Genomic DNA, 12,718 nt, shown 5'->3' with positions numbered 1-12,718 from the left:
ACACACCTGTCGATTGCATTCAGGCAAATCATATATGGATAAAATACATTTCTCTCTGTCCCCTACGCAGCCTGCGTCAATGCTCATGACAGAGTGGTAATAGTAGTCAGCACGTTTACAGAAAGGGGATATGCCGTTGTTTACTACAAGGCGATCATCATCAGAACACCAAACATCCAGACGTCGTTTTCCATACATACGAACAGCTCTTGGACTCCTTATTCTATGGCTTGTGGCCGTCATGTTATATCAAACTTATAAGCCCCTGCCCGCAGGCATCTCCTATGAAAGCCCGGAATATCGCGTAGACGAGGTCGCATTCCTTCATGATCTCACTTATCCGTCGGCAGACGGGCAGATGGAACACGAGCAGCAGATTTTCCAGCGCATGCTGCAGATTGTGGAGGAGGCGGAGCAATTTGTTGTGGTGGATATGTTCCTGTTTAACAACTATCAGCATAAGGGTCAGCATTTCCCACCGGTTAGCGTAGAATTCACAGATGCTCTGGTCGCCAAAAAAAAGCAGCATCCTGACATGCAGATTTTGTTCATTACGGATGAAGTGAACACCAATTATAATTCGGCACCCAATGAACTGCTGGAGCGAATGAAGAAGGCCGGCATTGAAGTTGTGATTACCAATGTGGATCCACTCCGGGATTCGACGCCCGTATACTCGGCAGTCTGGCGTACGTTCTTCCAATGGTTTGGCCAGTCGGGTGATGGCTGGATTCCGAATCTGATGGCAAGTGACGGCCCAGATGTTACCATGCGCTCTTACCTTAAGCTGCTTAATGTAAAGGCCAATCATCGCAAGGTCGTAGCCAGTGAGAAAAAGGCGATTGTCTCCTCCGGCAATATCCATGATGCTAGTGCCTACCACTCCAATGTGGCGTTTGAAGTTACGGGACCCGTCATTGGAGATATTCTTCATTCGGAACAAGCCGTACTGGATATATCAGGGGGAGGTCAAGTTCCTTCCTACACAGCACCTTCCACCGATCCAAACCAAGGCGATCTGCGCATCCGCTATCTGACCGAAGGAAAAGTGAATGATGCCGTATTGCATGAGATCAATCTGACGGAAAAAGGAGATACCTTGTGGATGGGCATGTTCTACATTGCTTCTCCAAAAGTACTGGACGCATTGCTTGATGCTTCCAAACGAGAAGTAGATATCCGGCTTGTGCTTGATCCAAACGAGAATGCATTTGGTCAGGAGAAAATCGGTATCCCGAATCGGCCTGTAGCCGCCGAGCTGCATGATAAATCGGATGGCAAGATCCAAATCCGCTGGTATAACACAACCAAGGAGCAGTATCATACCAAAATGTTATATATTGCCAAAGCCACCGGGGATCATATTGTGCTTGGCGGATCAACCAACCTTACGCCTCGAAACATGAATGACTATAATCTTGAAAATGAACTATGGGTAGCTGCGCCTGCAGATAATGAGTTTAGTCGCAGCGTGGCGGATTATTTTGAACGCGTGTGGAATAATGAGGATGCCGAGTTCACTCTGAATCTGGACGAATTCCAGGAGAAAACCACTTTCCTGAAGGGAATTCTCTATAAACTGCAGCTCATACTGGGATTTACCACGTTCTAAGCTACCCTGAGTTGTGTATTGGTCGCCTGTGAAATTTCTGCAGGCGGCTTTTTTTGAATGGACTTGACATCTGATGTGAAATATGAAAATATGGTCTCCTAACGACCGTTAGGAAGGTGAATAAAATGACAGCACAATCCATACGTAATGCTGCCTTGTTCCACTTTGCCAGAGATGGATATGAAGGGGCATCCCTTCGGGCTATCGCTGACGATGTTGGAATTAAGAAACCGTCCATATATGCCCATTTCAGCGGCAAGGAAGACTTGTTCCTCCAGGCACTGGCTCATGCTTTTCGAGAAGTAAAACGCCATACATTGGAATATTTCCGCGATCATGCCGAACTTCCCCTGGAAGACAGACTCAAGGGAGTGTTTCCCTGGTTCGAACAGGAATATAACGCTAGCCCTTCAACACGCTTGATGCTGCGCATGTCCTACTTCCCCCCTCCCGGACTGTACAACGAAGTGATGGACATCGCACATCCATTTCTTGATGGCATGGAGCGATCACTGAACCGGCTCCTTCAGCGAGCAGTACGTCATGGAGAATTAACTTCGATTCCAACGAAACAAGCTGCCATTGCCTTTATGACTTCTCTCGATGGAATTACCGTGGAGATTATTTATGGAAGCTCTCGCCGTTACAATAGACGTCTTGAGGCGGCATGGCCTGTTTTTTGGCATGGCATTCATCATTTGAACGAAGAGGCACAGAACATCGTGCCGGAAGGAGAAACATCATCATGAACCGCAATTGGTTATACGTATTTATCGGAGGCATCATCGAAATTGTCTGGGTAAGCGGACTGAAGCATGCCTCCAATCTATGGGAATGGGCGCTAACCGCTGCAGCTATCATCATTAGCTTCGCCCTGATCATCGCAGCCTCCAAGAGATTGCCGGTGGGCACGGTCTACGCCGTATTTACCGGAATCGGTACCGCAGGCACCGTGCTTGCGGAAATGCTGCTGTTCGGGGAGCCATTCCGTCTGGCCAAAATCCTGCTGATCGGATTGCTGCTCTGCGGCGTAATCGGACTGAAGCTCGTGACGGATCAACAAGAAGAAGCGAAAGAAGGTGTGGCATAATGGCATGGTTAGCAATCGTAGGCGCAGGTATCTGTGAGATTTTCGGCGTAATCGGAATCAACGGCGCTTCAACTAAAAAGGGCTGGCCTTATATCGTGCTTATGCTCATTTCCTTTGTATTCAGCTTCTCGCTGCTGTCCTATGCGATGACCTCCATTCCGATGGGCACAGCCTACGCTGTCTGGACGGGCATTGGTACCGTTGGCAGCACATTAACGGGCATGTTCCTGTTCGGTGAGCGCAAGGAGGCCAAAAGGCTGCTGTTCATTGCCATGATTCTGGTGGCTGCAGTCGGATTGAAACTGATTACGTAAATATGGTGTTCATTCTGTAAAAACTAGGGCGACTTCCATCTGGAAGTCGCCTTTTTGGTATATCATGTAAATAGGCATATGTACGCTGTGAATGTGGAAAGGATGACTTGTATGAAGAAATGGTTGGTACGTCTCAGCACGCTTGCAGGCTATTCATTCCTAGCCCTCCTGGCTGCATTTTATCTGATCGCACTGACGGCCATCATTATTCTGGCCATACATGCCTTCGGGAATGTAGCATAGTTCTTTACACGTTTTTACGTTTATCCACGGCAGTGCTCACTTCCACCTCTCTCTCCTTCTTGAAAAACTGGACTGCTCTAATTATTCGAATTTCCAATTCCCTCCCATTTGAATTTGCTCTTCCACTTCGTTTATACTTGTTTTGACCTTGAAGTCAATTCAAGAACTCATAAGTTCCGCAGATGAGGTGAAGGTATCGTTAATGAACCCAATTCATGAAATGAATGAGAAGAAAAAACTCATTATAACGACAGCTCTCAAGCTGTTTTCTGCCAAAGGCAGTGCTGCAACGTCCATGCAGGAGATTGCGGAGCTATGCGGCATGTCCAAGGGAAGCCTCTACCTGATTTTCAAATCCAAAGAGGAATTGGAAGCCAGTACGATGGAGTACTGCATCTATACCCTGCTGGATGAAATGTCACAGATTGAACATGAGGCTGGCCTCACATCACGAGAACGTCTGCACAAACAGATTGAGACGCTGCTGCTTCATGTATCCGAATTAAAAGAATTCCTTCGGGTGCAGCTGCGCAGCATGATGATGGATGATGAGCAGCAGCATCCCGGCAGGAAATGCGACCCGCATCACAGGGATATGGAGATCCGAACCCTGCACTGGTTCAAGGATAAGCTGGAGGATCTCTACGGTCCCGAGATTGAGCCATATACTGTGGATCTTATTTTGCTGACGCACGGCCTTTTCCTGTCCTACATCAAGATCTGGTTTACGGAGATGCCTTCCCTTACCGTATCCAAAATGGCCGCGAATCTGCTGCAAACGATGGATTATGCAGCGTACGGTTTGCTGGATCAGCGACCTGAGCCTTTGATTAGCTTGGAAAACTGGCCGGCATGGACCAGTGAATCCAAATCGGATTCCACCATGATGCGTCACCCCATTCACATCATCAAACAGATGCAGGATATCGTTACTACCGATCTGGCTGCAGGACAATCCCGAAATGATGCGTTAGAAACCATCGCCATTCTCAAGCAGGAAATGATGGAATTCACGCCGCGCCGGGCTATTATCCTGGGCATGATGCACAACCTGGAGAACATTCCAGCCATCGAAGCGTTGCACTCCGAGCTTCAGCATATTCTGGATGCCATGTATAGCCGGTTCATCCAGGCTGACTCGTCAAACAAATAGAAACAGGGAGAACAGAGAGGAGAAGAGACCATCGTATGAAAGGAATCATTAATTTTTCACTGAACAACAAGTTCGCGATCTGGATCCTGACCATTATCATTTCCTTCGCTGGTTTGTACAGCGGACTGACGATGAAACAGGAAACCATCCCGAACATCAATGTGCCATTCCTAAGTGTCACGGCGATTGATCCCGGAGCGGCTCCAGAAGGTATCGTAGAAGATGTGACCAAGCCGCTGGAACAGACTCTGCGCAATGTGGAGGGAATCAAGACACTCACATCCACATCCATGGAGAACGCTGCTTCTATTACACTCGAATTTGATTACGGAACAGATCTGACCAATGCTACTGCAGCTGTTCGCGAGGCGCTAAATGAGGTGCAGCTTCCGGACGGTGTACAGAAACCGACCATTTCCAAATTCAGCATCAATTCATTTCCGGTTGTCTCACTGAGCTTGTCCGATAAGGACGGCGGAGATCTGGAGCAGTTGACCAGACTCGTTGAATCTGATATTCAGCCTGCACTCGAAGATATCGACGGTGTAGCCCAAGTACAGGTTTCTGGTCAGTATGTCAAGGAAGTCCAACTGAAGTTCAACCAGGACAAAATGAATGAACTCGGCCTTACAGAGGATACCGTTAACGGCATCGTTCAAGGTTCCTCTGTCCGCGTTCCACTCGGATTGTTCGAACTGGACGAAGCACAAAAAGCCGTTGTGGTTGATGGTAATATCATTGATCTCGATGACCTGAAGAACCTTGCCATTCCTGTGGTACCTAGCGGCGCAGGAGCAGCAGCAGATCCATCTGCTCAAGCAGGTGGTGCTGCAGGCCAAGCAACAGCTCCGGATGCCGCACAGGGGTCAACCCCGTCTGCCGCACCATCCGCGGGTGGAAATGCAAGTGCAGGCAGTGCTTCCGGTGCTGCCAATGCAGCAGGAATTCCTACGGTGAAATTAAGCGAGATCGCGAACATTGAGGTTATCGGTCAGGCCGAATCCATTTCACGGACAGATGGCATGGAATCCATTGGTATCTCCATTGTGAAATCCAATGACGCCAATACCGTGGATGTCGTGAATGCCGTTAAAGACAAAGCGGAAGAATTGCAGTCGCAATTCAAAAACGCCCAACTGACGGTATTGCTTGACCAAGGTAAGCCGATTCAGGATTCCGTCAATACGATGCTTGGCAAAGCGGTCTTTGGTGCCCTGTTTGCCATCCTGATTATCCTGTTGTTCCTGCGTAATATTCGTTCAACCATTATCTCGATTATCTCGATCCCGCTCTCCTTGCTTATGGCATTGACTGCGCTTTTACTCATGGACATTACACTGAACATGATGACACTGGGCGCCATGACCGTTGCCATCGGACGGGTCGTGGATGACTCCATCGTTGTTATCGAGAACATCTATCGCAGATTGACCCTTAAGGGAGAGAAACTGAAAGGCCGTGATCTGATCCGGGAAGCAACACGTGAAATGTTCATTCCGATCCTCTCTTCCACGATTGTAACCATCGCTGTGTTCCTGCCACTGGCACTGGTTAGCGGTATGGTAGGCGAACTCTTCATGCCATTTGCATTAACCATGGTATTTGCGCTGCTGGCATCCTTGCTCGTGGCGATCACCATCGTTCCGATGCTGGCTCATACCCTGTTCCGCAAAGGCCTGAAGAACAAGCAAAATCATGAGGAAAAACCAGGGAAGATGGCTGAGGGTTACAAACGCCTGCTGAACTGGACACTTTCGCACAAAATCATTACCGTCGGCATCGCCGTGGTCTTGCTCGTCGGCAGTTTGTTCCTGTATCCGTTCATCGGTGCAAGCTTCTTGCCAGAACAGCAGGACAAATATGTGACGATCACATACAGCCCGGAAACTGGCTCCCTGCGTGAAGACGTTGAAAAAGAAGCGCTTGCTGCTGAAAAATATTTGCTGAAGCAGCCTGGCCTGGAGAAAATGCAGTATTCCATCGGCGGCAGCAATCCACTGAGCAGCATGGGTGGAGGAAGCTCAAACTCGGCACTCTTCTATATCGAATACAATGAAGACACCAAAGATTTCAGCCAAGTGAAGGAACAGCTTGTAGAAGGTTTGCGTAAAGAAGTTCCCGTAGGTACCTGGAGTGAGCTGGATATGTCCGGCGGTCTGGGAGGCAGCAGCCTGAGCATCTCCATCTACGGCGACAATGTGGAACAGCTCAAGCCTGTCACGGATGAAGTGTTCAAGCTGGTTGAAGCAGATAACGAAAACTTCGAAAAAGCAGACACCACACTCTCTGACACGTATGGTCAATATACCCTCGTTGCAGATCAGGAAAAGCTGAGCTCACTCGGTCTGACTGCAGGCCAATTGGCTATGGCACTGAGCCCTGTACAGGAACGCCCGGTACTGACGGAAGTGGATATTGATAACAAAACCTATAAAGTGTATGTCGAGACAGATAAAAAGACATTCGACAGCATCACTGACATTGAAAATGAGACAGTGACTTCTCCGCTCGGCATCCAAGTACCGATCAAGGATGTTGCAAACGTTGAAGAAGGCACTTCTCCGAACTCGATCATGCGCATTGACGGCAAGGTCGTAGCACAAGTTTCGGCTACCATCCTGGCTTCCGATGTGCAGAAGGCTTCACAAACCCTGCAGGATAACATCGACAAGCTGGACCTGCCTGATGGCGTTGAGGTGAAATTTGGCGGTACAACCGAGCAGATTAATGACACCTTTACCCAACTGGGTCTTGCCATGCTGGCAGCCATCGCCATTGTATACTTTGTACTTGTTGTTACATTTGGCGGCGGACTCGCTCCATTCGCCATCCTGTTCTCCCTGCCGTTTACCGTTATTGGTATCATGGTAGGTCTGTTCCTGGCTGGCGGCACCATTGACGTCTCTGCCATGATGGGTGGACTGATGCTGATCGGGATCGTAGTCACCAATGCCATCGTCCTGATCGACCGTGTCATTCACATGGAGAAGGACGGCATGTCTACGCGTGAAGCCTTGCTTGAAGCAGGTGCAACACGTCTGCGTCCAATCCTGATGACTGCACTTGCAACGATCGGCGCCTTGCTGCCACTCGTTACTGGACTGGAAGAAAGTGCGGGAATCATCTCGAAAGGCCTGGGTATTACCGTTATCGGCGGTCTGATCAGCTCTACGCTGCTTACCCTGGTTATTGTGCCGATCGTGTATGAATTCCTGATGAAATTCAAGAAGAAAAGAATCGAAGATTAAGCTGCTCAATTGAACTTCGGTCCATAAAGGGTAAAACGGAATTATAATAAACCTCCTGCTTCTCCATTGGAATGATTGTCTATTTCAATGAGATCAGGAGGTTTTTTTGTTTGACATTAAGGGGCTCCCTCCCTAAATGTCAGGTAAAACAACACCAATCCGAACCTGGATTATTCCAGATTACAAAAAAAGGAGACTACTTTGTGATATAAAACAAATCAGCGTTAGATTTCAGCCCATCATCGGTAAACAGACTTATAATATAGCTTAATTATGTAAGTTAACGGATTTTAGACAGGTCATCCAGCTCGTACATCACAACATAACAGACGCTCTTCAGAAACCTGCATCATGAGGCAGGATTGCAATCGGCATGCAATTGGGGAAGGACGGTGGTTGTATGGGGGAAACGACGCTCCAACTTCAGATGAGAGACATGTTGAAACGGCCTGTATTTCGCAAGGCAGAGGTATTGGCCAGTGAACGGGCACTGGAGAGGTATGTCCGTTGGGTCCATATTATGGAGGTACCGGATGTGGGCGATCTGTTAAACGGAGGAGAACTGGTACTGACTACCGGCATCGGCTGGCAGGCTGATGAGCAGCAAGGTTTGTCTTTCCTGCGGCAGTTAATTGCCCGTGGTGCGGCTGGACTCTGTATCGAACTGGGGATTCACACCAAGTCCCAACTTGGAGCGATGAAAGAAATCGCAGCAGCAGATGACTTTCCGCTGATCTGGTTCCATGAACAAGTCCGCTATATTGATATTACACAGGACCTGCACTTCGCCCTGATTCGCAGTCATCAGCGGATGCTCGCCGAACTCGACAATCTGACTACCTCGTTCAACCAGCTCCTGCTAAACGGAGACGGCGTACAGCCGCTGCTTCGCTTGTTATCACGCACAACCGGCTGCCCGGTTGCATTATACCCACTCGAGGGGGAAGCCAGTGCATTTCCTTATTGTCCGCCAGAGCAATTGGAGAACCGTAGAATGGCTTGGTTAACCCAGCGCAACCATTCACATGAGTCAGGACAATCAAGCAATTCCCATCGTTTGGAGCAACTCATGGATGCCTATACCCTGCCTGTTCAGGCGCTCGATTACACCTTCGCGGACCTGGTACTCTTTTTGGAGAAACTTCCTGAACACGAGCCTGAGTCACTGCGTCACAAACCTACTGATGAATTTGTCGTTCAGGCACTGGAGCGCTGTGCAGCCGCTATTGCACAGGACTGGATGCGAACCAAATACATGGAGGAGAAGCGTCGTTACAAGGAAGACATGTGGGTCATCGACTGGCTGAACGGACATCACACGGCCAAGGAAATTCAAGAGTACCTGTCCGCCAGCCCCCTGCTTGCTGCCAGCAAAGGCACCGTCGTTTTGTTTGACAGTAATCCGAATTATACCGACAGCCTCAAGCTGCAGAAGCTGCTTATACAGCGCAATATCGTCGCCCGCTCAGTATTCTCCAGGGAAGGGTTCTCCCTGTTCAGCACGGTATTGAATCATCAGATCATCCTGATCATCCTCGATCCTCAGCCAGGTCCTCAGCGCAAAAGCCATCTCTGGCGCTGCATAGAGCAGCTCCAGCACCACGAAACGGACCAGACCCACCGTCTGTTCTCCGGTCTGCTGGGCATTGGTCACAGCTGTGCCGATTTGTCACGACTCAAGGACAGCCTGGATACGGCCAAGGAAACGCTGCGCATTCAAAAGGATACCGGACCCATGCAGCAGCCGTTTTACAGCAATCTCCATGGTTACCGCATCATTGCCGGGATGAAGCAGAGCGGTAATCTGGAGGATTTTATTGAGGAATACCTCGGCCCCGTCATCCGGCATGATGCAGAGAAAGGCGGCCAGCTGCTGCGCACACTCAAGCAATATTTTGTGCTGTGCTGCTCCAAACAGGAGACCGCTACTGCCCTATTCATTGTCAGACAGACCCTCTATCACCGGCTCGACAAAATCGAAGCTTTGCTCGGAGAAGACTATATCCTCCCCGAGAAACGCGTCGCCATCGAACTCGCCATCTACGCTTATGAATACGTTCATGGTCCAATTGCATAAATGGCAAGAGGACTATGCCCCCAGCTGTTCCTGAAGCTGCCGGATCAGAAAGTGGACGAACCACTTTCGTCCGGACGCTGTACCCACATGCTGCTCTTTCATTTCACCCGGATGATCGGGATGTTCCCACACGACACTGGCACCCTCCAGATGTTCCTGAACCGAATAGATCCGATATCCCAGCGCAACCATTCGTTCAATCGCCAATTTCTCCGCTTCAAATGCTTCATTCTCCATCATTCGCCTCAACCTCCCGTCACTGTCGTAACCGCCTGCCGCCCAGGCATCGGGGCACCTGCATCGTATTTGGCACGCTTCACATACTGGCCCGATCCTGCCGCACCTGCAAACTGACGATCCTTAATGACATACTCCCCCCGGCACAGCACGGTAACGGGACACCCCTGTACCTGCATGCCTTCGAAGGCGCTATAATCCACATTCATATGATGTGTACTCGCCGATATCTCCCGGGAAATGGACGGATCAAAAATAACGATATCCGCATCGGTACCGACTGCAAGTGTCCCTTTCTGCGGAAACATCCCAAACAGCTTGCTCGCCCGGGTAGAACACAGATCTACCCATTGATTCAATGAAATGCGTCCTTTGGCAACTCCCTCCGAGTATAAAATGCTAAGCCGGTCCTCAATGACAGGCCCACCATTAGGAATTTTGCTAAAGTCATTCTTCCCCAGATCCTTCTGTCCCTTGAAATTAAATGAGCAGTGATCGGACCCAATGGTCTGCAACTGGCCGCTCTTCAGTGCATTCCACAACACCTCCTGATGGGAGGCTTCCCTGAGAGGCGGGGACCAGACATACTTCGCCCCTTCAAAATCAGGCTGATCCATGATGGACTGATCCAGCGTCAGATACTGCGGACATGTCTCGCCCCAAATTCGATAGCCCATGTCGCGCATGCGTGCAATCTGCTCCACGGCTTCGGCACACGTCACATGCACAACATACAGCTGTGAATCCGCAAGGGCAGCCAGACGTGCAGCGCGTCCTGTCGCCTCTCCTTCCAGGATGGAAGGACGGGTAAGGGCGTGATGGATCGGCTCGGTCCGCCCTTCAGCAAGCGCCTGTCGCACAAGCAGATCGATGACATCGCCGTTCTCGGCATGCACCATCACCAGTGCACCGTACTCCTTGGCCTTTTGCAGCGTCTGATAGAGGATGCCATCATCCGCCTGGAACTGGTTTTTATAGGCCATGAACACTTTGAAGGAAGACACCCCTTCTTCCTCAATGACCTGCGGCAGTTCCTCCAATACCTGGTCATTCATCTCTCCGATCATCAGATGAAACCCATAGTCGATGGCAGCCTTCCCCTTGGCCTTCGCATGCCATTCCTTCAGGGACTCGGTGAGCGGTTTGCCTTTCTGGGTCAGACAGAAATCAAGGATTGTCGTTGTTCCGCCAAACGCTGCAGCTGCGGTTCCCGTTGCAAAATCATCCGCGGTCACTGTCCCGCCAAAAGGCATATCCAGATGGGTATGCGGATCAATACCGCCGGGAATGACATAACAGCCGGAGGCATCCACGATCTCCGTTCGGTCATCCGCCACCATGCCTATGCCAATCTGCGTGATTTTCCCGTTCTCGATGAGTATATCTGCTGCAAATGTGTCTGCTGCCGTGACCAATACGCCGTTTCGAATCAGTTTGCGCCCACTCATGATATCGCCTCCTTGGTTGATTGATCTCTAATCGATTGCAGTACAGCAATCGCAGATTGACGTTCATTCCAGGTTAACGGTGTCTGTTCAGGTGCTACCTCGACCATTTCAATAGCCCCGTCCACCGGACATACAATCGAGCATAGGTTACATCCCACACAATCTTCCTCGACCACTTCCAGATAGGCGCCGGAAGGATCAGTCAGCATATCAATACACTGATGCGATGTGTCCTCACAAGCGATATGGCACTTGTTGCAGTTAATGCAGACATCACGGTTGATGCGGGCGACCACTTTGTAGTTGAGGTCCAGATTACCCCAGTCCGAGTATCGGGGGACCGTCTGGCCCACAAGTTCCGTCACACTGCTCAGGCCCTTCTCATCCAAATAATCATTCAGCCCGTCGATCATATCCTCCACGATGCGAAAACCATGATGCATCGCTGCCGTACACACTTGGACGCCTGTCGCTCCCATGAGCAAAAACTCCGCCGTATCCCGCCAATCGGATATGCCGCCAATACCCGAGATGGGCACGCCCACTTCCGGATGGCGGGCACATTCGGCCACCATGTTGAGGGCAATCGGCTTCACGGCTGGTCCGCAATAGCCGCCATGGGCTCCTTTGCCGCCTACATGGGGCACGGTATTCCACGAATCCAGATCCACCCCTGCCAGAGAGTTAATGGTGTTGATAAGAGAAATGGCATCCGCACCGCCGCGCACTGCGGCCCGGGCCGTTGCCGTAATATCCGTAATATTCGGTGTCAGCTTCACGATCACGGGGGTCGTCGCGACTTCCTTCACCCACATCGTCTGCAGCTCAACCAGATCCGGCTGCTGACCGGAAGCCGCCCCCATGCCGCGTTCGGCCATCCCATGGGGACAGCCGAAGTTTAACTCCAGACCATCCACTCCTACTGCTTCTACCTTTTTGACAATCTCATGCCACTTCTCCCGCTTCGGCTCCACCATCAGTGAGGCAATGACCGCGCGATCCGGGAAGCGTTTCTTGGTTTCGGCAATCTCCCGCAGATTGACCTCCAGTGGACGATCGGAGATCAACTCAATATTGTTGAAGCCTGCTACCCGCTGTCCGCCGAAATGTACAGCAGCAAAACGGGATGACGTGTTAATGATCGGTTCACCCAGCGTCTTCCACACCGCGCCTCCCCAGCCTGCCTCGAAGGCGCGCTGCACCTGATATCCCGTATTCGTCGGCGGAGCAGATGCCAGCCAAAATGGGTTGGGTGATCGAATACCTGCCAGATTTATCGATAAGTCAGCCATAACG

11 protein-coding genes are annotated in these 12,718 nt (G+C 50.4%); 8 read left to right on the top strand and 3 right to left on the bottom strand.

Annotated features, from left to right (window positions below; all coding sequences use genetic code 11):
• The first annotated feature begins 136 nt into the window (after nucleotides 1-136).
• The 8 genes from ABIC22_RS12045 (at nucleotide 137) to ABIC22_RS12010 (ending at nucleotide 9,737) form a co-directional block, all read left to right on the top strand.
• Nucleotides 137-1,612, top strand: coding sequence for a phospholipase D family protein (locus ABIC22_RS12045; protein ID WP_354481037.1), 1,476 nt, complete (start codon nucleotides 137-139; stop codon nucleotides 1,610-1,612).
• A gap of 125 nt (nucleotides 1,613-1,737) precedes the next feature.
• A complete protein-coding gene (locus ABIC22_RS12040) occupies nucleotides 1,738-2,361 on the top strand; it encodes a TetR/AcrR family transcriptional regulator (protein ID WP_354481035.1) in 624 nt (207 codons plus the stop codon).
• Complete coding sequence (locus tag ABIC22_RS12035) at nucleotides 2,358-2,702, top strand: DMT family transporter (RefSeq protein WP_110758598.1); 345 nt, start codon at nucleotides 2,358-2,360, stop codon at nucleotides 2,700-2,702. Before ABIC22_RS12040 ends, ABIC22_RS12035 begins: the two co-directional genes overlap by 4 nt.
• Entirely contained in the window at nucleotides 2,702-3,016 is a 315-nt protein-coding gene (locus ABIC22_RS12030; RefSeq protein WP_095291169.1) for a DMT family transporter, read from the top strand. The genes ABIC22_RS12035 and ABIC22_RS12030 overlap by 1 nt, the downstream gene beginning before the upstream one ends.
• A 111-nt stretch (nucleotides 3,017-3,127) precedes the next feature.
• Nucleotides 3,128-3,259 (top strand): hypothetical protein, encoded by a 132-nt coding sequence (locus ABIC22_RS12025; RefSeq protein WP_354481032.1) that lies wholly within the window; start codon nucleotides 3,128-3,130, stop codon nucleotides 3,257-3,259.
• 202 nt (nucleotides 3,260-3,461) lie between these two features.
• Entirely contained in the window at nucleotides 3,462-4,412 is a 951-nt protein-coding gene (locus tag ABIC22_RS12020; protein WP_127537269.1) for a TetR/AcrR family transcriptional regulator, read from the top strand.
• Between the two features lie 35 nt (nucleotides 4,413-4,447).
• Entirely contained in the window at nucleotides 4,448-7,660 is a 3,213-nt protein-coding gene (locus ABIC22_RS12015) for an efflux RND transporter permease subunit (protein WP_354481030.1), read from the top strand.
• Nucleotides 7,661-8,033: 373 nt separating this feature from the next.
• A complete protein-coding gene (locus ABIC22_RS12010; RefSeq protein ID WP_354481028.1) occupies nucleotides 8,034-9,737 on the top strand; it encodes a PucR family transcriptional regulator in 1,704 nt (567 codons plus the stop codon).
• Nucleotides 9,738-9,749: 12 nt separating this feature from the next.
• Here the strand turns inward: ABIC22_RS12010 and ABIC22_RS12005 are convergent, their stop codons facing one another.
• Genes ABIC22_RS12005 through preA form a run of 3 tightly spaced genes read right to left on the bottom strand, consistent with a single transcriptional unit; the run spans nucleotide 9,750 to nucleotide 12,714 of the window.
• On the bottom strand, nucleotides 9,750-9,977 hold the full coding sequence (locus ABIC22_RS12005) for a hypothetical protein (RefSeq protein ID WP_354481026.1): 228 nt from the start codon (nucleotides 9,975-9,977) through the stop codon (nucleotides 9,750-9,752).
• A 5-nt stretch (nucleotides 9,978-9,982) separates the two neighbouring features.
• Nucleotides 9,983-11,422 (bottom strand): dihydropyrimidinase, encoded by a 1,440-nt coding sequence (gene hydA / locus ABIC22_RS12000; RefSeq protein ID WP_354481024.1) that lies wholly within the window; start codon nucleotides 11,420-11,422, stop codon nucleotides 9,983-9,985.
• Nucleotides 11,419-12,714, bottom strand: a complete 1,296-nt coding sequence (gene preA, locus ABIC22_RS11995) for an NAD-dependent dihydropyrimidine dehydrogenase subunit PreA (RefSeq protein WP_127537274.1) — start codon at nucleotides 12,712-12,714, stop codon at nucleotides 11,419-11,421. Before preA ends, hydA begins: the two co-directional genes overlap by 4 nt.
• Nucleotides 12,715-12,718 lie beyond the last annotated feature (4 nt).

The organism is Paenibacillus sp. PvP094 (assembly GCF_040546835.1).
GTDB lineage: Bacteria > Bacillota > Bacilli > Paenibacillales > Paenibacillaceae > Paenibacillus > Paenibacillus illinoisensis.
The sequence above is the reverse complement of the archived record's forward strand: the minus strand, read 5'-3'. Positions and strand labels throughout refer to the sequence as shown.